The 22,650-nt window shown below is 43.0% G+C and carries 25 protein-coding genes; 14 read left to right on the top strand and 11 right to left on the bottom strand.

Annotation, left to right across the window (positions count from 1 at the left end):
• From L3V36_RS13035 to L3V36_RS13070, 10 genes are all read left to right on the top strand, one after another.
• The coding region (locus L3V36_RS13035) for a hypothetical protein (protein WP_237296670.1) at nucleotides 1–694 on the top strand (694 nt) is incomplete at its 5' end.
• Complete coding sequence (locus tag L3V36_RS13040) at nucleotides 691–1,131, top strand: hypothetical protein (protein ID WP_102533711.1); 441 nt, start codon at nucleotides 691–693, stop codon at nucleotides 1,129–1,131. The genes L3V36_RS13035 and L3V36_RS13040, both read left to right, overlap by 4 nt.
• Nucleotides 1,132–1,178: 47 nt before the next feature.
• The gene (locus L3V36_RS13045; RefSeq protein WP_048666316.1) at nucleotides 1,179–1,607 is read left to right on the top strand and encodes a M15 family metallopeptidase; all 429 of its coding nucleotides are present in this window, start codon (nucleotides 1,179–1,181) and stop codon (nucleotides 1,605–1,607) included.
• Entirely contained in the window at nucleotides 1,604–2,014 is a 411-nt protein-coding gene (locus L3V36_RS13050; RefSeq protein ID WP_208774806.1) for a hypothetical protein, read from the top strand. Before L3V36_RS13045 ends, L3V36_RS13050 begins: the two co-directional genes overlap by 4 nt.
• Nucleotides 2,011–2,208 (top strand): hypothetical protein, encoded by a 198-nt coding sequence (locus L3V36_RS23950; protein ID WP_272265286.1) that lies wholly within the window; start codon nucleotides 2,011–2,013, stop codon nucleotides 2,206–2,208. Before L3V36_RS13050 ends, L3V36_RS23950 begins: the two co-directional genes overlap by 4 nt.
• The gene (locus L3V36_RS23885) at nucleotides 2,162–2,284 is read left to right on the top strand and encodes a hypothetical protein (protein ID WP_267136745.1); all 123 of its coding nucleotides are present in this window, start codon (nucleotides 2,162–2,164) and stop codon (nucleotides 2,282–2,284) included. The genes L3V36_RS23950 and L3V36_RS23885 overlap by 47 nt, the downstream gene beginning before the upstream one ends.
• 171 nt (nucleotides 2,285–2,455) lie before the next feature.
• The gene (locus tag L3V36_RS13055; RefSeq protein ID WP_208774808.1) at nucleotides 2,456–3,061 is read left to right on the top strand and encodes a hypothetical protein; all 606 of its coding nucleotides are present in this window, start codon (nucleotides 2,456–2,458) and stop codon (nucleotides 3,059–3,061) included.
• A 116-nt stretch (nucleotides 3,062–3,177) separates the two neighbouring features.
• The gene (locus L3V36_RS13060) at nucleotides 3,178–4,134 is read left to right on the top strand and encodes a hypothetical protein (RefSeq protein ID WP_208774809.1); all 957 of its coding nucleotides are present in this window, start codon (nucleotides 3,178–3,180) and stop codon (nucleotides 4,132–4,134) included.
• A 126-nt stretch (nucleotides 4,135–4,260) separates the two neighbouring features.
• Nucleotides 4,261–4,983, top strand: coding sequence for an RES family NAD+ phosphorylase (locus tag L3V36_RS13065; RefSeq protein WP_237296672.1), 723 nt, complete (start codon nucleotides 4,261–4,263; stop codon nucleotides 4,981–4,983).
• A gap of 73 nt (nucleotides 4,984–5,056) precedes the next feature.
• Nucleotides 5,057–5,890, top strand: a complete 834-nt coding sequence (locus L3V36_RS13070) for a toll/interleukin-1 receptor domain-containing protein (protein ID WP_208774813.1) — start codon at nucleotides 5,057–5,059, stop codon at nucleotides 5,888–5,890.
• Nucleotides 5,891–6,009: 119 nt separating this feature from the next.
• On the opposite strand, the gene L3V36_RS13075 is transcribed toward L3V36_RS13070, so the two are convergent.
• The 4 genes from L3V36_RS13075 to L3V36_RS13090 form a co-directional block, all read right to left on the bottom strand.
• Nucleotides 6,010–6,741, bottom strand: a complete 732-nt coding sequence (locus tag L3V36_RS13075; RefSeq protein WP_208774815.1) for a hypothetical protein — start codon at nucleotides 6,739–6,741, stop codon at nucleotides 6,010–6,012.
• A 62-nt stretch (nucleotides 6,742–6,803) separates the two neighbouring features.
• The gene (locus tag L3V36_RS13080) at nucleotides 6,804–7,226 is read right to left on the bottom strand and encodes a phage protein (protein WP_057622055.1); all 423 of its coding nucleotides are present in this window, start codon (nucleotides 7,224–7,226) and stop codon (nucleotides 6,804–6,806) included.
• Between the two features lie 464 nt (nucleotides 7,227–7,690).
• On the bottom strand, nucleotides 7,691–8,002 hold the full coding sequence (gene yciH / locus L3V36_RS13085; RefSeq protein WP_009845368.1) for a stress response translation initiation inhibitor YciH: 312 nt from the start codon (nucleotides 8,000–8,002) through the stop codon (nucleotides 7,691–7,693).
• A gap of 3 nt (nucleotides 8,003–8,005) precedes the next feature.
• Entirely contained in the window at nucleotides 8,006–8,374 is a 369-nt protein-coding gene (locus tag L3V36_RS13090) for a DUF3319 domain-containing protein (RefSeq protein WP_004730993.1), read from the bottom strand.
• A gap of 100 nt (nucleotides 8,375–8,474) precedes the next feature.
• Here L3V36_RS13090 and L3V36_RS13095 point away from each other — a divergent pair, with 100 nt between their 5' ends.
• The gene (locus L3V36_RS13095; protein WP_017086435.1) at nucleotides 8,475–9,443 is read left to right on the top strand and encodes a tyrosine-type recombinase/integrase; all 969 of its coding nucleotides are present in this window, start codon (nucleotides 8,475–8,477) and stop codon (nucleotides 9,441–9,443) included.
• A 251-nt stretch (nucleotides 9,444–9,694) separates the two neighbouring features.
• Here L3V36_RS13095 and L3V36_RS13100 read toward each other — a convergent pair whose 3' ends face one another.
• Together L3V36_RS13100 and L3V36_RS13105 are read right to left on the bottom strand one after the other, a co-directional pair.
• Complete coding sequence (locus L3V36_RS13100) at nucleotides 9,695–10,690, bottom strand: D-alanine--D-alanine ligase (RefSeq protein ID WP_108161756.1); 996 nt, start codon at nucleotides 10,688–10,690, stop codon at nucleotides 9,695–9,697.
• A 179-nt stretch (nucleotides 10,691–10,869) separates the two neighbouring features.
• Nucleotides 10,870–11,433, bottom strand: coding sequence for an SPOR domain-containing protein (locus L3V36_RS13105; protein ID WP_208774817.1), 564 nt, complete (start codon nucleotides 11,431–11,433; stop codon nucleotides 10,870–10,872).
• Nucleotides 11,434–11,649: 216 nt separating this feature from the next.
• Here L3V36_RS13105 and L3V36_RS13110 point away from each other — a divergent pair, with 216 nt between their 5' ends.
• Nucleotides 11,650–14,331 (top strand): bifunctional acetate--CoA ligase family protein/GNAT family N-acetyltransferase, encoded by a 2,682-nt coding sequence (locus tag L3V36_RS13110; protein ID WP_017095712.1) that lies wholly within the window; start codon nucleotides 11,650–11,652, stop codon nucleotides 14,329–14,331.
• Here the strand turns inward: L3V36_RS13110 and L3V36_RS13115 are convergent.
• On the bottom strand, nucleotides 14,323–15,210 hold the full coding sequence (locus L3V36_RS13115) for a LysR family transcriptional regulator (protein WP_208774818.1): 888 nt from the start codon (nucleotides 15,208–15,210) through the stop codon (nucleotides 14,323–14,325). The two genes, L3V36_RS13110 and L3V36_RS13115, sit on opposite strands and share 9 nt — an antisense overlap.
• 224 nt (nucleotides 15,211–15,434) lie before the next feature.
• Here L3V36_RS13115 and L3V36_RS13120 point away from each other — a divergent pair, with 224 nt between their 5' ends.
• Nucleotides 15,435–17,582 (top strand): TonB-dependent hemoglobin/transferrin/lactoferrin family receptor, encoded by a 2,148-nt coding sequence (locus L3V36_RS13120; protein WP_208774820.1) that lies wholly within the window; start codon nucleotides 15,435–15,437, stop codon nucleotides 17,580–17,582.
• 340 nt (nucleotides 17,583–17,922) lie between these two features.
• Here L3V36_RS13120 and galE read toward each other — a convergent pair whose 3' ends face one another.
• The 4 genes from galE to L3V36_RS13140 form a co-directional block, all read right to left on the bottom strand.
• Nucleotides 17,923–18,936 (bottom strand): UDP-glucose 4-epimerase GalE, encoded by a 1,014-nt coding sequence (gene galE, locus L3V36_RS13125; RefSeq protein WP_017079232.1) that lies wholly within the window; start codon nucleotides 18,934–18,936, stop codon nucleotides 17,923–17,925.
• 85 nt (nucleotides 18,937–19,021) lie between these two features.
• Complete coding sequence (locus L3V36_RS13130) at nucleotides 19,022–20,995, bottom strand: diguanylate cyclase (RefSeq protein WP_208774826.1); 1,974 nt, start codon at nucleotides 20,993–20,995, stop codon at nucleotides 19,022–19,024.
• Complete coding sequence (locus L3V36_RS13135) at nucleotides 20,995–21,531, bottom strand: YfiR family protein (protein WP_004730973.1); 537 nt, start codon at nucleotides 21,529–21,531, stop codon at nucleotides 20,995–20,997. The genes L3V36_RS13130 and L3V36_RS13135 overlap by 1 nt, the downstream gene beginning before the upstream one ends.
• Nucleotides 21,521–21,736 (bottom strand): hypothetical protein, encoded by a 216-nt coding sequence (locus L3V36_RS13140; RefSeq protein ID WP_065681473.1) that lies wholly within the window; start codon nucleotides 21,734–21,736, stop codon nucleotides 21,521–21,523. The genes L3V36_RS13135 and L3V36_RS13140 overlap by 11 nt, the downstream gene beginning before the upstream one ends.
• A gap of 170 nt (nucleotides 21,737–21,906) precedes the next feature.
• On the opposite strand from L3V36_RS13140, the gene L3V36_RS13145 reads away from it, so the two are divergent.
• Complete coding sequence (locus tag L3V36_RS13145; protein WP_017064591.1) at nucleotides 21,907–22,650, top strand: 5-oxoprolinase subunit PxpA; 744 nt, start codon at nucleotides 21,907–21,909, stop codon at nucleotides 22,648–22,650.

A 22,650-nucleotide genomic window follows, 5' to 3' on the forward strand; every position in this document is an offset into this window, starting at 1 on the left:
GACGTTTGAATACCAAGTGTCGGACGTACTCATCATGACCAAGGCGCAGAAAATTAGCGTCAATAACGCGCTGTTGGTCAGTGAAATTGAAAAGCCTATCCAAGTGAGAAACGTGCTCGATCCCGTTAAGGTGAGCGAGGTGGAAACGCCCGTGACTGTCGCGGAAATTCAAGCGCCGGTGGAGGTTCAAAAAGTACAAGAACCCGTCAAGGTTAGTGACATTGTCACACCGGTTAAAGTTTCGGAAATACAAACACCTATCACTGTTAATGAAGTGCAAGCACCAGTAGACGTCCATCGCGTGGCCGAGCCGATCACCGTAGACGAAATCACTCAACCGTTAACCATTGAACGGATCCAACAACCGGTGAATGTCGAGGTCGGAAATGCCTCATTGGACGTGCAAGCCACCATCACTAACAGCGAACTGAAAGTCACGTCGGATCCGGAGCGCGTGACGTTCTACCCAATCGAAACGGGCACCTTGCGAATCACTGGGCAATCACAGACCATTCGAGGAAAAAGAGCAAGAAAGGCACTGATCTTACAAGCCCTGACGACCAATAAAGGCCTAGTCCTTGTGAAAGGGTTCTTGGAGTTACACCCGGGTGGGCATTTGATGCTCAACACCAATCAAGCGGTGAATCTTTTCGGGTCTAGGAATGACTACATTCGATTAGGAGAAGCGATATGATGCTGTCATTAACCAATCCAGAGATTGCCGGCGCTAATGATGGTTTTTTGAACGTGGAAGCGAAACACGACAATCAGATGAGTTTCATTGTCCACTCATATCGAAAGGCGACGTTTCCGCTTTCCAACCACGTTGAATTGCTCGATTTGAGTATTAACCGCCATAAACTCGAGCAAGCAACGCCACACAACCAGCGCCGAAGATCGTCTTCGCTTCTAGCAAAGGAAGGCATCGTCCAAATCAAGTTTTTGACTGCCAACAATACCAACGTATCGGGGCGCTTGCTCTCTCTGTATTTTGCCGCGAATTCCCTCTATGGCTATCCACTGTTTCTTATCAAACCGAAAGCCGCGACCAAGCTTGAGATCACCGTCTCCAACATTGATGCCAGCGTTACGCTGCATTCGAGACTCCTTGTGAAATCGGAGGGCGAATGAGATGGCTAGTGTTACTCGCCAGTGGCTTACTGGCCGGAGTGTACCTTATGAATAAGAAAACCATCGATGAGACGGTCAGCAACTTTGTGCTGTCCGCTCGTAGCGAAACCCGCATGCTCGGCGTGCATGGCGACTTAAAGAAAGTCGTGCGTCGAGCGCTCGAACTGTCCCCGTATGATTTTGGCATCACGGAAGGCCTACGCACCGCAAAACGCCAATACCAACTCTATCAGGAGGGCTTGAGCCAGCTCGATGGGGCTAAACGTCTCAGCCGGCACCAATCTGGCCATGCGATCGATTTCGTGGCTTACGATGAGAACAACAAGGTGACGTGGGACTTTAAGTACTACGACGCCATCAGTAAAGCCTTTAAACAAGCGGCGCGAGAGCTGAATGTCGCCATTGTTTGGGGTGGTGACTGGAAGAGCCTTAAAGACGGTCCGCACATTGAATTAAGTCGTCGGGTGTACACATGATTGGCGCGCTTGTTAATCTCGTGACCGGTGGTGTGGCTGCGTATCAGCAACACAATCAAAACCGAGCCGAAGCGCTTAAGCGCAAAGACGAACTTGAGAGCGAGAAGCATCAGGCGAGGGTGCGTCGACTTCAAAGCGGCGAAGAGCAGGCCAGTAGCCTCGATGAAGTCAGCATTCGAGAGCGGGGATTCAAAGATGAGTTCATTCTCTTGGTGGTGTTTGTGCCGCTTATCCTGTCGTTTATCCCCAATTACGCGCCCTATGTTGAGCAAGGCTTTGAGGCGCTGCAGGGCATCCCGAATCCGTATTGGTTTGTGGTGGGTGCAGTCGTCGTTGACACGCTCGGGATGCGCGCCATGGTGCGTTATCTCCTCGAATTTTACGTGTCTAGATGGAAGGGCAAATGATGAAGCTACTCAGCACATTACTGATTGCACTTCTGACGGGTGGAGTCTCAAGCCTCGGCACGATTACGGCTTTGAAAACGGACATTAATTGGATAAAGCGAGTGCAGCAAGACCAAGAGCAACGGATACGAAAACTGGAGATACCGAATGAAAGGACACAAGTGCAAAGGCCGCCGACCAAACGGCCAACTTAAGAAAGGTTATACGATCAAGAACGGGCGAGTGGTGAGAGCGAATGCCACGAGAAAACGTTACAAGAAACGCCGATAAATCACACGAATCAAAAGAGTCACTTTTGTTATAAAAGTGGCTCTTTTTGTATGCCCTCTATAAGAGACTGAGCTATCAGCATTTAGTTTTAGTGCTAATGATTTAAATCACTGTTATAAATGGGGTTAATAGGTATAATTAGTCTCGATAAATCAGACGAGGAGATAAATTTTGCAGCGTAAGATTCAAGTCGAAATTCAAGAAGATGAATTACTGAAGTTCGAGAAAATAAGTGGCATCTCGTACAAAATCAAAGGTAACTACTCAAAATTATTTTTGGTTGACTTGATGGCGTTTCATAAATTATTTGGCGTTAGCTCTGATGAAGTTTTTATGGTGCTTAATGATTATGAAAAAGGTTGGAATCGCGCTGGCATTAAGGAACCAACGCCTTTTAAGCACCCATCGTTAAAAGGGCTACATCATATCCACTTCGTATCTTCTCGCTACATTCCTCATAATATTAAAATTGGCTTAGGGAAGCATGGTTTAACGAATATCATCAACAGAGCCTTGGAGGACGATACTAAATCTCCTAACCAACAAGCTAAAGAAATTGCAGAACAAGTAGTATCAGGAACTCTTGATCAACGAAAAGCAAGGAAAAAAATGACAGGGGAATGGGTCGTGTATGCAAAGTACAACGATAAACTCTACTATTTGTGCTTGGCTCGCCATGATGATGGAGACGCGTTTATTCGTAATAGAATTAATCAATATTGCGTTGAAGAATTTCCCTTTCTGAACTCATTGTTAAGTAATGAGTACGTTAGTTAGCTAACAAGAATTCTAGAGTGATATACAGCGCCAGGTGCTAGTTATTTAATTTGTTTTATATTAAAAAACAATGGGTTAACGGTATATTTGTATGACGATTAGATTGAGGAGTCTATTTGATTATTGAAAGAATAAAGTTTTGGGCTTTGGCTTATTTTGCTAAGTATGCTTGTCCAAGTAGGTTCTCACTTTCTAGTGAAACTGCAAAGAATAATGACTTCTATGAGACCAATGTATATTTCCCTCAAGGGACAGTAGAGCAACTCGATTCAATGTCAAAAGAACGAGTCGGGACTCAAAACGTATTATATAGATTTATTCCTTCCAAAAATGGACTGCAAGCTAACCACTTAATTAGAGGTTACAGGTTTTTAGATGACAACCAGACCGTTGAATGTTACGTGTCGGATGCTGCACTCAAGCATGCCCGTATAGACGTTACTTATTACCTAGGCTATTGGAGAGATGAAAATACACACTGTACGGCAGGTAAGCTTGTGCAAATGGTTTTATGGCGAAAATGGCGCTTAATGTACATCAGTATATTTTATTCGAGGGTCCGCCAAAAGTTTCGTTCTTGGCGAGTTTCTAAAAGGCTACGTACACCTTTGCGCTCGAAATACGAAATATATGAGTGTTTGATGTCTAGCGATAAGTTCCTAACTAGGGGAACATTTAAGAAAAGTGATCTCGTTGAGCTATTTTTGGGTCAAAAAAGTATTTTTGACTATGAGCTTCATAGAAAGTTTTCACAATCCCTTGATTGGATTTTGGAAGCAAGTGTAGAGGATGGAGAAATTGTCAGAATTAGTCATGCTAATGAGTCAGACCCTTTATATAAAATGAAAGGAAAAGGTATTCACTACTTTACTCAGACCAAAGAAAATATACGAAATGAGGAACATCAAAAAGAAATTCAAAAGACGCAAGTAAGTATACAGAATAGAATGTTATTCCTAACTTTTCTGCTCGTCATTGCAACATTTATGACCGCGGTCGACAAGTTTGATGAGACTCTAGGAGTTATGTATAAGGTGGTTGATTGGTTAACCCAATTACTGGCTTTCGGGTAAGCCACATAACAAGTATTTAAGAGTGATTTTCAACGCGTGATATTTTACTATGCGTTGATTTTGTAGCTGAATCGCTCGTCCTATATATGAAGGGAAGTTATGAGTTTTAAGTCATGGACTAGCTATATGCAGTTTAGTCATTCAGTTAAAAGCAAATCACGATATGTATTAGACGCCGATTCTCAGGAATTTTTGGAAGGCATCAAAAACACATGTGTAAGTAGAATAGAAGTGATTGCCCCAAATTCATTGCTGTGGCGAGCACAAATGGGACATAGTGCTATCCCTTTGATGCAGGACGATATTGAAGTTGATGAAATATATGTTCCCTATTCAGAGTCTAGGATGAGGCCTTTGACAGATAGCGCCACTGAAGGAAGAGCAAACTCTAAGGGAATTCCTTGTCTGTACGTTGCATCGAATAAAGAAACTGCTATGTCAGAAATACGACCTTGGTTAGGTTCCGTTGTCTCAGTAGCTAAATTTTCTAACAATTGTGAACTTCAAGTTATTGATTTTTCAAAACATCATAATGGGTCTTTACCATTTTTCTTAGCGGAACCCGAAGATGCTAAGAAAATTGAAGCTGTTTGGACGCATATTGATAGAGCCTTTTCTGAGCCAGTGACTAACAGTGACCAAAAATCCGATTATGCTCCCACTCAAATAATTGCGGAGCTGATAAAGTCTCTAGGTTACGATGGAATTGCTTTTAAAAGTTCCTTAAATACCGGATTGAATCTTGCGTTATTCGATCTTAATTGTGTGGATTTTATTAATTGTAATCTTTTTAAAGTCAATAACATTCAATTCTCTTTCGAAAATCATGATGATGAACGCTACACATAAGACGGATCTTAAAACTGATTCACTATTCTCGCTCCAGTCGGCATTATTTAATACGTTGTAAGTAAGGAAAAAAATGAACAATCACGAAAAAATAAAACAACTGAAGAAATTGCTCAGTAGAGCTGAAATGGTAACAGTAGAGAAGAGTAGCGACCCTGACTTTAAACAGTGGAAAAACTCGGTAGAAAGAACATTTATTAAAGTGTTCGGAAAGGATTCAACGGAATTTGGACACTTTAATGACTTACTTTTTCATTTTCGAGTACTCATGTTCACAGGGACAAGTGATTATACCGCTGACCACTTAAGATGTTTCCGTCGTGATTTCAAAATGTTAATCAGCTCTATCGAGGAGTATATCCAAGACTTGGAGGATGAATTGCCTCAAGAAGTTGGTGGAAAGATGATCGACTCGGAAACGAGTATTAATAAAGTATTTATTAGTCATGCTTCAAAAGATGCTGAGATTGTAGAAGAAATTATAGAATTGCTTGAGGCTATTGGAGTTGAATCCAATCAAATTTTTTGTACGTCTTTTGAGGGCTACGGTATTGAGCTTGGTGAAAACTTCCTCGATGCAATAAAGAATGAGTTGTCATCAGACTCTATGGTTTTGTTCGTTCTGTCTGAGCACTTTTATGCAAGTCCAGTGTGTATGTGTGAAATGGGCGCTGCATGGGTTCTGTCTAAAGAACATATACCTCTTGTTGTTCCTCCTTTTAATTATTCGGATATAAAGGGTGTTCTTCCATTAACGCAAGGTATGGTTTTAACTGACGCAATGAAGTTGAATTCTTTCAAAGAAAAAATTGAAAAAACATTCAATATTGCAAATAAACTGAGCTTTTCTACTTGGGAACGAAAAAGAGACCGAGTATGTAATCGCTTAGGTAAAGCTCTCGGTTGATGTAAGAACGCGTGTAACAAAGTATCCAAGGGTGATTTCTTACGCGTGGTGACGATGAGTTGATTAACGTGTAATTTCCCAACAGAACTTATCATTATTTATTAACAAAAGCGCCAAATTCAGGCGCTTTCTTCTTGTTTTTCCGACTGTTTTTTTTGATTTTTTCTTAACGCGTCGAGTATTTCTTTCATGCGCTCTGGGGTTGCTTTGGGCGCGTTTGGTGCCGGCGCTGTGCGGTTTGTAGAGCGGGGAAGTTGTGCTGCCATATTGTCGCCCTCCATCGAAGCCCATTCGGCGATGAACTCGTGATATTCTTCAATTTTAGCCCCGATGTATTCTCGGTAACTGGTGTCAGTATAACACAAGTTGTCGTAGTACTGAGGCCACACCTTCTTATGGATCCCATTGCCGGATTGCTCGTCAACGTGGAACGCCATCGTCATCGCTGTATCTATTCTTGTTAACAGGCAAGACAGATTGTCGAGATCTTGATAAAACGTCGCCGCATGGAAGCCTCCAGAGCCGGTAAACACCAGCTCTCCAGTGGTTGCGTTATTGCCGATGGGCATGTCTATCAACGCACCGGTGTTTTCCGTTACCGCAATCAAGCCAATCTCATCGCGCTCGTCGAGCGCTTGGGCTAACTGAATGTATTCCTCGTCAGAAATTAAGGCCAGAAGCACGGCTTGCGCGAGGATAATAGGGTGCTCATCACCCGAAAAAAAGATCACTTGCTCGAGACACACAACGTGTTTGCGCGTCTCACAGTCGACCTCCAAACCACTGACTTGGCTGGTCCACATGGCGTCGCCTGCGATGAAGATGTTCGGACTGGCTATTATCGTTGTCATGACGTTCTGAGTTCCTAGGTTAAAGACGCTTATCTCGAGGGTTTTGACTCTGAATGTGGCCGTTATTTGAATTTGGCCGGGATCCAGGGCTTGGGTGGCATGCGACGACCGCCACGAAATGGCAAGGGATGCTCTTTAGCCGGATAGTATTTCGGGGACTCAATTTTGCCGTGGCGCTCAACCAGTTGACGGTGCTCGTCACGCCAGTACGCAAAACTGAGCAATTCCTTGGGATTGAATTCGCGATCTTCGGGGGTAATGAGAATGGCACGGTCAACGTTGATCCGAAATCCGTTCCAACGATGATCCAGGGGCAAGTAACCACGGGCGTGAATGTTCATCAATTTTTCGGCCAGTGGATTGACCGGTACCGCGCCAGACAGCCATCGCTTGACCGTGATCGGTTGCACGTAAAAATACGCGGCGGCTTCATGAATGTCGTCGAAGTAGCGATTCAACAGATCGGCAAAGCGAGGCGTGAGCATGTGATCTCCTTCAAGTTATCAAACATCCGTCGAATTATTTTTTCGATGACAAAACACGATGTTCATCGGTGAATTCGATGAAACTTGTCGTCAAACCGGAAAAAAGAACAGTGACGAAAACTAGGTATAACGCAAAATGGAAGGACGAAAACTAATTAATGTTCGTATTTATGTGGAAACATTTTGAATTTCAAGCGGCTATAACACGCGTGTACGCAAAATCTGCAAGAACTAAGGTGCTGAAACCCCTCAGATTTCAATGTCCGTCACTGCGTATTATGTACGTTATGTTAAATTGGTTTTGGTGTTTATAAGGCAGGTATCTTTGTGTGATGCCCTGCCTTTATTTGGTGTCGATATTCTCTGATTTATACTGTGTATTTAACCATATTAGCTATTTACCATAAAATACCTAATAACCAGTGATAATAATCTTCGATTTTACCCCTGGCATTAGTTAGAGCTCAACCGCCAGCAAATTTAACTTTGTAGCCTTTCTTTTCAAGGTGCGCTTTGAGCTTGTCACGAGCGTCGCCTTGAATCTCGATGTTGCCATCTTTTACTGAGCCGCCGCAGCCACACACTTTTTTGAGTTCCGCTGCCATTAGTTTTAATGGTGCGTCATCTAGGTCTAAGCCCGTTACGATAGAAACGCCTTTGCCTTTACGGCCTTTGGTTTCTTTTTGGATTCGAACGATGCCATCGCCTTTAGGACGTTGGACTTTCTCTTCTTCAGGTTTAATGCGACCTGTTTCTGTTGAATATACTAGGCTCATAAATTACTTCTTTTGTTGCTCTGCTTTTTGTTTTGCGAGTAAGTAAGCTTCTATATGACGCTGGATTGCAATCTTGCCGCCTTTGATAAGACGCCCGTTAAACATGCAATACCACGCGTTAGGCTCACCGGTGTCATTTTTGATCTGATAGCCATTGAAGTTTTCAGTTAGGCCACCAGTTCCTCTCGACTTATTTAATGCAGTGAACTCTTTAGGGTCAATAATAGACGCCGTGTCAATCCACCAATCAATACTCTTCTTCACGGCAGCTAGGTTGCCCTGAATCACATTGTTTTTTAACTTAGCACGCCAAATGGTGTTATTCGCATCCATCGATTGCAGATGGACGCTACGGTAAATTGAATTAGCCATATCTATTAATCATCTTTTTGTTTTCACTGTATTAATCATAAGTATACTTATAATGATATCAAGCATAATATGGTAAAAACACCTGTCGAGGTACGGTAATTTGCGAAAAAAAGTCCCTATTTTAACCGACTCTGTGACAATTAATTCATTTGTTGAAAAATTGAACAGGCACGCGACAATTGAAATTATAGATGAGTTAACAGGATACCAGTACTCTCGTAACTCACTGTTGGGTATCTACAGTGATTGGAATCGCTACCATGCGTTCTGTACTAAAAACCGTATCAACACACTTCCTGCCTCTATTACTGCTGTTCGTCGTTTTCTTGAGACTGAATCCAGTGACAGAAAATACGCATCTTTAAAACGTTACACTGCAACACTTAGCTTGTTGCATACTGTGCTGAGCTTTGCCAACCCAATCAAGCATAGACAAGTTCGTTTTGCCCTGCTCCACTTGCAAGCTCAAATGGCCGGCGACGCTAAGCAAACCAATGCCATGACTTCAGCACACCTCGCTGAGTTAAACACGTTACTTTCAAATGAGAAATCGAGCTTAAAAGAGATCAGAGACATCGCCATTTATAATGTGATGTTTGAGTGTGCTTTAAAACGCTCAGAACTTAAGGCGTTATCAATGGGTAATGTCGAGTGCGTTGAAAATGATTACCAAATTACAGTAAAAGATTCTGCGTATCGGCTGTCGCAAGTAGCAAGTGCTGCACTTCAGCGTTGGTTTGCGTTTACTGGAACACAAGATGAGTTACCCGTGTTTCGTGCGATAGACAAGCATGAGAATATCAGTCTGCAACCTTTAGATGATTCGTCGATCTATAGGATACTAAGAAGTGCAAGCGACTTACTTCAACTCGCAGAAAACCACCATTTTTCAGGGAATTCGATTCGTGTGGGTGCCGCACAAGAGTTGTCAAAACAAGGTCTTAAGGTAAGGGAGATTCAGGATTTTGGTCGTTGGCTCAGCCCTGCAATGCCTGCGCAATATGTGGGTTATTCGGGTACGGCTGAGACTGAGAAAATGAAGTTTAAAGCTCTAATCCCTTGGCAATAAGCTGACTATCTGTTGGCATTAAACCAATAGTTCCTTGGCTGTAAGCTGATGGCCTCTTTTGGAATAGTCAGCTTTTAATAGACAGCTAGTTAAAAAACGGCGTGATCAATAGACGACTGGCTTTAAAAACAAAAAGCTTTAACTCTGAAAAAGGCTCGGAATCTTAAAAAATAGCGCCTTGGCGGGTAAGCTCAAGGCGCTATTTTTTATTTAGCCAGTGGTGTAAGACTCGCTAAGATATTTTGGAAGAACTAAGAAATGCTCGTTCTCACACAGTTCTCTAAGAACTGGCTGAATTTGTGGCCATCATGTTCAACCATTTTAGGGAACATGGAAATTGGCGTCATACCTGGGAAGGTGTTGACTTCATTCAGGTAGATCTCGTTGTCTTGCGTTAAGAAGAAATCGATACGAGACAAGTGACGAAGCTTCATTTGGGTGAATACTTTGCGTGCACTGTCTGCAATTAACTCTAGTTGTTCGTCTGTTAAGTTATTTGCTTCAACTTCGGTAATTGAGTGGCTGTCTGAGCTGTATTTCTCTTCGTAAGAGTAAAATGCGCCATTAGGTGCAATCACCTCGCCCGGTTTGCTGATGTGTAGCTCACCATCGATTTCATAAGCGGCAACTTCGAGCTCTCTAGGCACAACTGATTTCTCAACCAGTACTTGATCAGAAAAGGTAAACGCCTTATTGATCGCTTCGCTTAAGTCTTCCACTTGGTTAACTTGGTAACAACCTACAGAAGAACCTTGACGAGCCGCCTTCACGAACACTTTGCCCCAATTTTCAAAAGCTTGAGTCGCTTGTGAATGTGCTTGGTCGTTGTTGTCTGATAAAAACAGATACGGCGTGTTTGGGATGCCAAGTGCGTCGTACCAAAGCTTTGACGTGATTTTGTTGAAGCTGTTGTTGCTCGCTTCAGAACCACAACCTAGGTACGGAATCTTAGCCATTTCAAACAATGATTGAATGTCACCTGTTTCACCCGGGAAGCCGTGAATACAAGGCACAATGAAATCGACTTTAGACTCTAGGTTGTCGCCACGTAAGGTTTGATTATTGATATCTAGATAAACCAATTCACCTGAATCAAGACACCAGCCTTCGTTTTTAAGTTCAACTCTGACAACGTTAAAATCTGCAACGCTATTCAGTTGTTCAAAAAGGTAATTGGCTGAAACTAAAGATACTTCATGCTCTGAAGATCCACCGCCACAAAGTAGAAGGATGTTAATGGTGTTCATGGGTAAATTCGGTCCTTGAAACTAGGAATACTGACTTCAATGATAAACAAAAGTCGAAATAGGTACAGTGTTTTGAACGTTAAAATTGTGTTCGAAAGAACGAGCGATTAACTATTAAACAAAACTGCTGGTCTTAAAACAAAAGAAGGAGCATTTGCTCCCTCTTTTTGAATTAAAACTTAGTTCAACTTGTTAAGCGTTGGGTATTCAGAGTTCTTGATGTCATCAATGCTCTTAACAAACGGCTTCAAGTTTTGGAAAGTGGTTGGCAGCGTTGAGATTGCCTTTTTAGCTTCTAAGCGTGTTGCGTAATCACCGTAAAGTACGGTGAACCACTTAGTGCCGTTAACCATTTTGTAGTTTTCCCAAACTGGTTGAGAAGTCGTAGGTAGCATTTTCACGAAAGAATCGACTTTACTCTGGCTGCCAACAGCAACAACTTGAACCGTGTAACCAAAGCGCTGGTTCATATCTTGTTGTTTATTCGTTGGGCCTGTCACTACTGCAACTGGCTTAGCTTTAGTCGTTTGAGTGACTTTCTGCTCAACAGGTTCGGTTCTGATCACGTTGACAACGTTTTCTTCAACAACGCCTGTTTGCTCAGATTGAGATACAACTGGAGCTTCAACTTTTGCCGTTTTGTACTCTTCTTGATAACTATCTGAAGTTACATTGGTAACGTAGTCGTCAGATACACATGCAGCCAAGAGCAGTGGCAAAGTCACAATTGCAAATTTTTTCATGGAAAGCTCTATATCCTTAATAATAATTACTATAAATCATGCCGATACGTCGGTTTAGAATCAAGTTAACTTTGAGATTATACACCATTAGTGGGTGACCTATTTCACAAACTTTATGCAGTGTTTGCTTATTCATCTGAATTCGGTGAATTTGCCATCAACCCGTGAGTGAAAAGTAAGTTACGATGAACTTACGTGCATTGCTAGGATATGTCTATGAATCATCTTGATCCCCTCCTTAAACCCCGTTCAATCGCTGTTGTTGGTGCTTCTCAACGAGAAACGCGCGCGGGATATATCGTCATGAATAACTTGTTGCACGGGGATTTTAAAGGTGCGGTGATGCCCGTTACGCCAAAATATGATTCAGTGGCAGGCGTACTCTCATACAAGAACATTTTGTCACTGCCTATCGTGCCTGACCTTGCGATTCTCTGTACCAATGCGACCCGTAATGTGGCTATTTTTGAAGAGCTGGCCGAGAAAGGCATAGCCTCTGTCATTGTGCTTTCTTCCGACATGCAGCAACAAAGCGATAATGGCGAAACGTATGATGCACGATGCCTAGCGATTGCTAAAAAACACAACATTAGGGTGCTTGGCTCCAATAGCTTGGGGATTATTGTCCCATGGTTAAATTTAAACGCCTCTTTCTCTCCAGTGACTGCGCTGCCAGGTAAAATCGCCTTTGTTTCTCAGTCGGCGGCAGTGTGTACCACGATTCTAGATTGGGCGAACGACAAAGAGATTGGCTTCTCAGCGTTTATCTCGATAGGCAATGGCAGTGACATTGAATTCTCGGAACTCTTGGATTATCTGAGTACCGATTCTCACACCGAAGCGATATTGCTTTATGTCGATAGCATTACTGATGCGAGGCGCTTTATCTCTGCAGCGCGTGCAGCGTCACGCAACCGACGAATTCTAGTGCTCAAAGGCGGACGAACAGCGAAAGGCCGAGCAGCGGCAATGGCACATACCGGTGGTGCCGATACCTTAGACATTATCTATGACTCTGCGATCCGACGCAGCGGTATGTTGCGAGTTAAGAACTTACATGAACTGTTTGCTGCGGTAGAGACACTGACTCATTCAGTGCCCTTGCGTGGCGAGCGCTTGGCTATTGTTACCAATGGTGGCGGCCCAGCAATTATGGCCGTGGACACCCTATTTGACCGCGGCGGCAAGCTCGCAGAATTCTCTGAAGATACGCTCGATAAACTCAGTAAGGTTTTGCCATCGAGTTGGTCTCATAGCAACCCTATCGATATTGTTGGCGACGCCGGCGATCAACGCTATATCGACACCATAAACATCTTACTCGATGGCGACGAAGCGGACGCGATTCTTATCATGCACAGCCCTTCTGCAGTCGCACATTCAGCCAGAACAGCAGAGCGAATTATTGAAGCGATTAAAAAGCATCCTCGCCACAAGCGCTTTAATATCTTAACGAATTGGTCTGGGGAGTTAACCGCAAGGCCGGCGAGAAAGCTGTTTACTGAAGCGGGTTTCCCAACCTATCGAACGCCTGAAAGTTCAGTGGTTGCATTCATGCACTTGGTCGAGTACAGACGCAACCAACGTCAGTTAATGGAAACGCCGACCACGGCAGAAAAAGTGCACATTGAAGACTTGGCAGATGCGAAAAGTTGGATAGAACGCCAACTACTGGATAAAGATACAGTTAGTCTTGATACTCACCAAAATAGTCAGTTTTTCAAGCACTTCAATCTTGATGTGTTGCCAACTTGGATTGCTTCCGACCCAAGTGAAGCGGTGCACATTGCTGAAACGATCGGTTACCCGGTCGCCGTAAAACTTCGCTCGCCAGACATTGCGCATAAGTCGGACGTTCAAGGTGTGATGCTCAATTTACGAAACAGTAGTGAAGTCGCGAATGCCGCTCAGGCAATTCTCGATCGATCTCAATTGTCGTTCCCTACTGCTCATATCCATGGCTTGTTGATTCAAGGTATGGCTAAGCTTGCGGGCGGCCAAGAATTGCGAGTTAAGGTCACAACGGACGAAACCTTTGGCCCTATCATTTTACTTGGCCAAGGTGGCTCTGAGTGGGATGAATCGATTGATGCCGCGGCTGCTTTCCCACCGCTTAACATGACACTGGCGCGTTACTTGATCATTAGGGCGATAAAAAGTGGCAAGATTCGCCTGCAAAAACTGCCTAACCCAATCGACATTGAAGGGCTCTCTGAGTTGCTGGTTCGTATATCGCAAATGGTAGTCGATTGCCCTGAAATACATGATTTGGATATCCATCCAGTACTGGCCAATGGTGACAAGTTCACGATATTAGATGCCGATATCATCTTGAAAGCGTACGAAGGCGATCCACAAGAACGTCTTGCGATTCGCCCTTATCCGGTCGAGCTTGAAGAGAATATAGTACTCAAGGACGGCACCGAAGTGTTGCTACGCCCTATTCTTCCTGAAGATGAACCGCTTCATGCTGACTTTATTAATCGCGTCTCTAAAGAGGATCTGTATAAGCGTTTCTTTAGTGATGTTGGAGAATTCAATCATGAGGCGTTGGCGAATTTTACTCAGATTGATTTTGATAGAGAAATCGCGTTTGTGGTGGTTCGTAAGGAACAAGGTGTGCCTGCGATTATTGGTGTATCGAGAGCGCTAATTAACCCAGAGAACACCGATGCCGAGTTCGCGATTCTGATACGTTCCGATCTGAAAGGTGTCGGCTTAGGTCGTATTCTTATGACTAAGGTTATCGATTACTGCCGTGCGAAGCAGACTAAACAGATGTCGGGCATGACGATGCCAACGAATAGAGGGATGCTGACACTAGCCCAAAAGCTCGGCTTCGAGCTAGATATCAGTTTTGAAGATGGTACTGCAGATATGGTGTTACCGTTACTTTAACGCCCATGTCTTTTTAAGATGTTGGATACACCAAGACTTGGCGTCGCCCATTTTGTTGCGTCGCCAAGCCATGACGATATCGATCGGCTGTGGTTCTGTACCCGAAATCTGCTGTAGAACGCCAGATTCAATCAGCGGCTTAGCAATACTACTCGGCAAGGTGCCAATCCCTAATCCAGTTGTCAGAGCCTCTACCTTTGCAGGGAAGCTTGTTACGGTTAAACGAGGTTGTTTCTCGAGAATGTTGCGACTCAACGCTGGTTGGTCGCGTGCAGTATCCGCAATTGCAATAACCCTGTAACTTTCCCTCGCTTTTTGATCGAACTCGCCAGAACGTTTATGAACGTAGTGGTTTGATGCCGCGACCCATACCATTTCCATCTTACCAATAATGTCACTTTTCATATCGTTTGGAATCGTGTCGAGCTTGGGACATACCAATAAATCGGATCGGCCATCTGTCAGGGATTCCCAACATCCGGCTAAGATCTCTTCTTGTAAGCGAACACGTGTTTTGCTGATTTTCCCGAGTTCGTCGACCAACGGGAAGAAATTGGCAATCGGAATGATGCCATCAAAGGCAATGGTTAAATCGAGCTCCCAGCCATTAGCAAGAATACTCGCATCGTTAACGAGTTGTTCAGTGGCACCAAGAATGATTCTACCTTGCTCTAATATTAACTGCCCCGCTTCCGTGAAATTTGCACGGTGGCCTGAGCGATCAAAAATCATGATATCTAAGTCTTGTTCTAACTTCTGGATTTGATAACTCAATGAAGAAGGCGCTCGGTCCAGTTCATTCGCTGCAGCTGCGAAACTCCCACGACGATCAATGGCATCTAATATGTGTAATGCTTCAAGTGTTATTGGACTATGCATAGCTTTCCTACTTTATAAATGAGACTTGAATCACAAAAACAGAAGCATTCAGGCGATGAATGGAACTGTAAAAGTCTCTTTAATACAGATATTTAAGAGTATTAATTATGAATTAGTTGATAAAATTGAAAATTATTTAAATGCAAATAATAGTAATTATCATTTAGATCCAATATTATCTTTCGCAAATCAAGATAATACTATGGAACTAAGGTAACTATCAGATGTATAAGCAATCCCTACTCTCTGCTTCAATCGTTTTAGCGCTTTCATCAACATCAGCCTTTGCTGACGATTATGCCCTATTTGACGAGGTTGTTGTATCGGCAACTCGTACGAATCAAACACTTATCAATACTGCGGCTTCTGTTACTGTCATCACGGATAAGCAAATTGAAGAGAACATGGCGAAAGATGTGAATGAAATCTTCGAATACACTCCGGGTGTAACGATGAATTCAAGCTCTCGCCAAGGCGCACAGACTATCAACATTCGTGGCATGGAAGGTAAACGCGTTAAGATTTTAGTCGATGGCTCTTCTCAGCCAGGTTCATTTGATGGTGGTCCATACGCATTTATCAATTCTAGCGGTATTTCAATCGATCCCGACATGCTTAAAAGTGTCGAAATTATCAAAGGTGCTGCTTCAAGTTTACACGGAAGTGATGCTATTGGCGGTGTTGTTGCCTTTGAAACTAAAGACCCTTCTGATTTCTTGAAAGATGGCGAAGACTTCGGTGGCCAAGCGAAACTGTCTTACTCTTCAGAAGATAACTCTTTCAGTGAGCACGTTGCATTAGCTAATCGATTTGGTGACTTAGAAACATTGGTTGCCTACACTCGCCGTGACGGTGAAGAGCTTCAAAACTTCCGCGACTCTAATAACTTAGAGAATTACGCAGTAGAAGATCAAGACACATCAGCCGATAACCTATTGGTAAAATTGCAATATCAATTGAATGAAAGCCATCGTATTGAGTTTCTAGCTGAACTAATCAAAGATACTTCAGACTCTGACATTTATCACTCAAGCTACGATAGCTACACGGGTGCAGATGATACAGAGCAAAATCGATTTGCGATTAAACACATTTGGTTTGCTGATGGCGCAATTGCCGATACCGTGACCAGTAAAGTGTCGTACATTTCTAAAGAAGAAAATGGTGTGACGAAGCGCTTTAAGCCAGCGGGTCCAGGTATGCCACCTTGGGTGCCAGCTAACAACGATAACTTACAAACAAAAGACTATGAATACACCGAAGATAAGCTTGAGATCGAAACTCAGCTAGATAAAGAGATTAACAACCATTACCTAGTTTATGGGGCAACTTATACACATAGCGACATCAGCAATACCAATATGGAGTACAACTCTGATACTGCGACTGATGATAAGCTCTATGTATACACTCCTGATGCTAAAGAGCAAAAATTTGGTCTGTTTGTACAAGACGAAATTAGCCTAATGAACGACAAACTTATTGTTACTCCAGGTGTTCGTTTCGATCACTTCTCTACAGACCCTGGTAAAAATACAGGTGAGTCACTTACGGACTTCTCTGATTCTGCGGTAACTGGACGTTTAGGCTCAACATACAAACTTACTGATACAGGCACCATTTTTGGCCAAATTAGCCAAGGCTTTAGAGCCCCTTCTTTCGATGAACTGTACTACACGTATGACAACCCAGGACATGGTTACGTAAACGATCCAAACCCGGATCTTAAGTCAGAAACCAGTATCTCTTATGAGCTAGGTTACCGTCATAATACACAGGCTTCATCGTCTGAGATTGCGGCTTACTACAGTGATTACGATGACTTTATCGAAACAGTGGTAACGAAAAAAGTTGGCGGAACTACACACTATTCTAACGTTAACTTAGATTCGGCAACAATTAAGGGTGTTGAATTCTCTAACACGTTACTATGGGATGTTTTGGTAGGTGCACCTAAGGGGATTTCAACTCACTTCGTTGCTTCATATACAGAAGGTGAAGACGGAAACGGCAATGCACTGAATAGTGTTAACCCTTGGAATGCTGTATTAGGTCTTAACTATGATGCTCCAAACCAAAACTGGGGTACTAGCCTTAAGTTAAACTACACGGCTAACAAGTCTGGTTCAGACATCAACTTCGATGACGAAAGCGGCGGAAACGCTGGTCAAGCTGAGCTTCCAAGCGCTACGGTTGTTGACCTGACAGCTTACTACAAGCCAATGAAGGATCTTACTATCCGTGGTGGTGTATTCAACTTAACTAACGAAGAGTACTACCGTTGGAACGACATTCGTGGTGATGATGAGCTTTACAAAGAGAACTCTCAAGCGGAAAGAAACTACGGCATTTCAGCTAAATACGAATTCTAATTCGTTAAAATCCTGAATTGCAGATACTAAAAAGCCAGCTAAATGCTGGCTTTTATTATTTCACTAAAAATTGTATCAAAAAGGGATAAAGTGAAATTACTTCTCTGCCATCTCTTTCTTAACCATTACTGCAGCAGCAATGATGAAAGTGATAATTAGGCCTAGTTCCATGATTAACTCCAAAGAAAATTAACATTAAACATATAATTCGCGAGCATGATAACAACAACCGATACAGAATGATACTTTTTAACCACCAATTCACTTTTTATTCGATTTAGATCAAAAAAGATGCCCTAAAGCATCTTTTTGTATATTAATCATTCATGAAACGACTAGATCAGCCAGGGAAACCATTAGGATTCGTTGACTGCCAACGCCATGTATCTTCCGTCATTTCAGTCAATGTACGCGTCGCATTCCAGCCCAGCTCTTTTTGAGCTTTAGCAGGGTCTGCCCAACATTCTGCAATATCACCTGGGCGACGATCGACCAGTTTATAAGGGACTTGTTTACCGCTCGCTTTCTCGAACGCTTTAACCATATCTAATACACTCGAACCGTTACCAGTGCCAAGGTTGTAGATATGAAGACCGTCTTTACGCCCTACTTTTTCAAGCGCTGCGATGTGGCCATCAGACAGATCCATGACGTGGATGTAATCACGAACACCAGTCCCATCTTTTGTCGGATAATCGCTACCAAATACCGATAGGAATTCACGGCGGCCCACGGCTACTTGAGAGACAAATGGCATTAGGTTATTTGGAATACCTTGCGGGTCTTCACCTAGCTCACCACTTGGGTGTGAACCTACTGGGTTAAAGTAACGCAGCAGCGTAATGCTCCAATCTGGATTGGCTTTTTGGAAATCGGTTAAGCACTCTTCAACCATTAGTTTACTACGACCGTAAGGATTGGTTGCGCTTGTTGGAAAATCTTCGGTGATAGGCACACTCGCAGGATCGCCGTAGACCGTTGCTGAAGAGCTGAATACTAAGGTTTTTACACCAGCGTCACGCATTGCATCAACAAGGACTAACGTGCCGTTCACGTTATTGTCATAGTATTCAAGAGGCTTAGCCACAGATTCACCAACCGCCTTTAGGCCAGCGAAATGAATAACGGCTTCAATGTTGTGTTGCTTCATGGTTTCAGTCAAAAGCGCTTTATCACGAACGTCACCTTCAATGAAATTAGGGCGAACACCAGATACTTTTTCGATACGCTCTAGAACGCTTGGTTTACTGTTATACAAGCTATCAAAAAGTACAGGTGTCATTCCTGCGTTGATCATCTGGATACTTGTATGGCTACCGATGTAACCCATGCCACCTGTAACTAAAACATTCATGTTTAGCAGACCTTTTAATTAAAAATATTCAACCTATCACTTATGATACAACAACTTAGGTAGAGGTCACAAACGCCTACGGCTATTAACTATCACGAGAGAACACAAATTGACCTTTTCCTTTGCGTTTTGCTTGGTACATCGCCTCATCGGCAACCTTTAGAATCACGTCTATATCACGCTCTGAACCATCAACTAAGTGTATGCCCAAGCTCGCTCCAACATGAAGCGAACGCTGTTTATGGGTCACCTCTTGCCCGATCAGCTCCAACAGTCGCTCCGCTAACTTAGCTAACAAGACTTTATTGGTCTGTTTAATAATAAGAACAAATTCATCACCCGACAAACGTGCTACCAAATCTCCTGCACGAACTTGAGATAGCAACCGGCTCGATACTTCTTTGAGGATTTCGTCGCCCGCATCATGTCCATAGTTATCGTTAACGTGTTTAAAGCCATCGAGATCCAAATAGATAACCGCAAAATGCTGATTAGAATAATGGCTAGACGTGACGACATCATCCATCACCTTATACAGCTGAGCTCTGTTGGCCAAACCCGTTAATGCGTCGTGATGAGCCAAGTGTTCAAGCCTTTCCATCTCTTTGACATTAGATAAATCAGACAGTGTGAGTACCATATCAAACTCGTCTTTCTCGTTGCCTGACGAAACTCGATTCACTTTTACAAACATTGGAACCAAAGTGCCAGATGCACTCTTCTCCCATACCTCGCCTTGCCACTGCCCATAATTTTCCAATGAACTGCGAATTGTCGGCATTAGGGATGAAAACTGTTGCCAAGAAAAAACGTCAAATGGTGTTTTGCCCACCAGCAGATCAGCGTGATAACCAAGAAGTTGGGTGACCGCTGGGTTTACCATGGTAATTACATTGGATGAATTCAGTACGATTAAGCCGTCTTTACTGTTCTCAAAAACACCCGCGGCTATACGCTGGCGACTCATGGCCGTTTCTATCCCCGTGACATCTTGGATTGCATAAAGAATGCGACCGTGCTTTGACAACGAACGGCTGCTCACACGAAGCCAGCGTTTTGAGTTAAAGAGATCGGTGGTTTCGAGTAGTTCGTCATTCAGCTCAATATTAGCGTCGATAACCTCTTGTAAGAACCCAGTTTGCTTTGTTGCGATCAACTCTTGGATCAATAAATTTTCAAGAAACGCTTCGGTACACTTAAAAATGTCACGAGTGGCAGCGTTCGCATGAACGATGAACCCTTTTTCATCGGCTACCAACAACGAGTGCTGAACAGTTTCAATTACCTCATTCGCAAACGACTTTTCTTCTTGTAGTTTATCTAGCGTAAAATTGATTTGGTTGTCACGTTGTTGAAGTCTTTCGAGCATGGTATTAAAAGCTCGAACCAGATCCCCTATCTCATCGTGGTTCGTTGCGACTAATTTTGGTTGTTCTGAACGACGTTCAACAAAGGCTTGCATCGCCTCATTTAGGTCAAACATTGGATCGATAATTAAGCGTTGAACCAATTTGACCAATCCCCCGCCTAAGATCACCAGAAACAGCAGGTAGACGGCCGCAACCTTGAAAATATTCGTTAAGATCGTATTAAACGTCTCTTTTGATATTGTTACTCTCAAGTTAGCGATCACAGCGTCATCCAGCGTCACCGGAACAAGCAAAAAGATGAAATTCTCGGAGATGGCAAATTGGTGATCCGCGATGTCATTTAATTCATCGTTATTCGGCCTTGGAACCAGCGTATTACTGACTTGATAACTCGCAAAAAGCTGTTCGTTAATGTCATAAAGCTTCACCCTGACTATATCTTTGTCCGCAACGAAGGCTGACAAAATCTCCTGAGCCGAAGATTTATCCTCAAATAGAATCGCGGCTTGTAGGTTATAGGCAACACCTTGAGCTAACACTTTAACTCGCTGAATAAGACTCTGTTTTTCTCGCTCAAAAGTGACAGTGTAATTAACTGATTGAATCGTCACAAAAGTAACCGCGATGAAGATGACAATCGGTAATATCAGCTTGTTTTTAATCGATAAATTATTAATGAAAGACAACATTATTGGCCCTCCACTATAGCGATTCGTAATAGGTTTGAGCCGATGACGTATTCACCGCGTCTTGCATTCACTAAGTTGATCTTAGGCTTTAGCTTATTATCGATGTGCGTTAGCTCAATGACTCCTCCCATGTCCGTAAAGTTTGGGATATCGCTAATCGTCACAGTATGTGGTGAGTGGGCTTTACGGCTAAATTGATCATTATCGAGATCAGATAGATAAGTGATATCACACTTAGGAGTCACCATTTGATGTACTTGAATAGCGAGAGAGCGAATAGATTTCCCCTGTGTAATCGACGTCAGTGCTTTGCTTACCTTCTCATCGCCAATCACACAGAAGTTAACCGTATTCATGGTGCTTTCGTCGTTCCAACGAATAAAGTTGGCAATTCTAAAAAGGTACACCGCTTTCACTTCATAAGGCTTGAAACTAGCCGCCGATGTATTTAAAGGCATAATAAACATCGCTAAAGTGGCAAGGCTGAGTTTAGTAAAACCAAGCTTAATACGGTACTTGAGCCACTTAGAATTCATGAGAGACCCTCACATATACAGACTCTTGGTTGACACAAATCTCGGTAAGTTTTTGTGTCACTTTCGAAGCCGTTTCCATTTCAACATCTAACATAGACAACTCTTCAAGGCTCATTGACATGAGTTGGTCTAAAGAATTTTCTTGAGCAGCTACAAAAACAGGTGTCGTTAATGCTAGTCCTAAACAAACCTGGCGCGATATCATGTGCTCACCTAATATACAGATAGATATTAATCCTTTAATCAATAGTTCAACTATATATGAAATGCCATACTGGTAAATTTTTGGTGTCGAAAGTTTGAGTCAGGTCACTGTTTATTTATGGCATTTATAAGACCGTCATTACTTACCTCAACGTAAAGGATTAGCACCACGTGACAACGAAGATTTTGCTTAATTGCGACATGGGAGAAAGTTTCGGCAATTGGAAGATGGGCGATGATGAGTCGGTCATGGAATGGGTCGATATGGCAAACATCGCTTGTGGCTTTCACGCGTCTGACCCGCACGTTATGTCCAAAACCATAAAACTGGCGCAGCACTATCACACTCAAATTGGTGCTCACCCTGGTTATCAAGATTTAGTTGGGTTTGGTCGCCGTTCTATTCCTCATACTATGGACGAGATCAGTGAACTGGTTTGTTATCAAGTCGGTGCACTACAAGCCCTTTGCCGATATCACCATGCATCTGTTGGCTATGTGAAACCTCATGGCGCCCTTTACAACGATATGATGGCGAACATTGATGTGTTTAATGCGGTAGCCCAAGCCGTCGCTGAATTTAACATCCCCTTAATGATCCTCTCTTCGTCAGACAATCAGCAGTATTTAGATATTGCTGACGATCATGACCTGCCACTCTTGTTTGAAGCGTTTGCCGACCGTGCATACTTGAATAATGGGCAGTTATCGCCGCGAACTCAAAAAGGCTCGGTTTACGTCAATCAAGACGACATCTACAACCAAGTCATGCAAATCATTAATTACGGTTCGGTCACGACCATTGAAGGTGAAAGACTGCCTATTGAAGCCGATACCATCTGTGTTCATGGTGATAATCCCCAATCCATCGCATTAATTAGAAAAATCAGACAAGACCTTAACGCTTTTAACTAG

The organism is Vibrio sp. G-C-1, assembly GCF_021728015.1.
GTDB classification, from domain to species: Bacteria; Pseudomonadota; Gammaproteobacteria; order Enterobacterales; family Vibrionaceae; genus Vibrio; species Vibrio splendidus.

Bases quoted from the DNA above. Each gene is read 5' to 3' on its own strand.
- L3V36_RS13075 (WP_208774815.1), bottom strand. From the start codon at position 6,741: ATGACAACGATAATAGCCAGTCCGAACATCTTCATCGCAGGCGACGCC.
- L3V36_RS13140 (WP_065681473.1), bottom strand. From the start codon at position 21,736: ATGATATCGCGCCAGGTTTGTTTAGGACTAGCATTAACGACACCTGTT.
- L3V36_RS13100 (WP_108161756.1), bottom strand. From the start codon at position 10,690: ATGAACACCATTAACATCCTTCTACTTTGTGGCGGTGGATCTTCAGAG.
- L3V36_RS13115 (WP_208774818.1), bottom strand. From the start codon at position 15,210: ATGCATAGTCCAATAACACTTGAAGCATTACACATATTAGATGCCATT.
- L3V36_RS23885 (WP_267136745.1), top strand. From the start codon at position 2,162: ATGAAAGGACACAAGTGCAAAGGCCGCCGACCAAACGGCCAACTTAAG.
- L3V36_RS13105 (WP_208774817.1), bottom strand. From the start codon at position 11,433: ATGAAAAAATTTGCAATTGTGACTTTGCCACTGCTCTTGGCTGCATGT.
- L3V36_RS13065 (WP_237296672.1), top strand. From the start codon at position 4,261: ATGCAGTTTAGTCATTCAGTTAAAAGCAAATCACGATATGTATTAGAC.
- L3V36_RS13080 (WP_057622055.1), bottom strand. From the start codon at position 7,226: ATGCTCACGCCTCGCTTTGCCGATCTGTTGAATCGCTACTTCGACGAC.
- L3V36_RS13135 (WP_004730973.1), bottom strand. From the start codon at position 21,531: ATGAATTCTAAGTGGCTCAAGTACCGTATTAAGCTTGGTTTTACTAAA.
- L3V36_RS13120 (WP_208774820.1), top strand. From the start codon at position 15,435: ATGTATAAGCAATCCCTACTCTCTGCTTCAATCGTTTTAGCGCTTTCA.
- L3V36_RS13090 (WP_004730993.1), bottom strand. From the start codon at position 8,374: ATGGCTAATTCAATTTACCGTAGCGTCCATCTGCAATCGATGGATGCG.
- galE (WP_017079232.1), bottom strand. From the start codon at position 18,936: ATGAATGTTTTAGTTACAGGTGGCATGGGTTACATCGGTAGCCATACA.
- L3V36_RS13050 (WP_208774806.1), top strand. From the start codon at position 1,604: ATGATTGGCGCGCTTGTTAATCTCGTGACCGGTGGTGTGGCTGCGTAT.
- L3V36_RS23950 (WP_272265286.1), top strand. From the start codon at position 2,011: ATGATGAAGCTACTCAGCACATTACTGATTGCACTTCTGACGGGTGGA.
- L3V36_RS13110 (WP_017095712.1), top strand. From the start codon at position 11,650: ATGAATCATCTTGATCCCCTCCTTAAACCCCGTTCAATCGCTGTTGTT.
- L3V36_RS13070 (WP_208774813.1), top strand. From the start codon at position 5,057: ATGAACAATCACGAAAAAATAAAACAACTGAAGAAATTGCTCAGTAGA.
- yciH (WP_009845368.1), bottom strand. From the start codon at position 8,002: ATGAGCCTAGTATATTCAACAGAAACAGGTCGCATTAAACCTGAAGAA.
- L3V36_RS13045 (WP_048666316.1), top strand. From the start codon at position 1,179: ATGAATAAGAAAACCATCGATGAGACGGTCAGCAACTTTGTGCTGTCC.
- L3V36_RS13130 (WP_208774826.1), bottom strand. From the start codon at position 20,995: ATGTTGTCTTTCATTAATAATTTATCGATTAAAAACAAGCTGATATTA.
- L3V36_RS13040 (WP_102533711.1), top strand. From the start codon at position 691: ATGATGCTGTCATTAACCAATCCAGAGATTGCCGGCGCTAATGATGGT.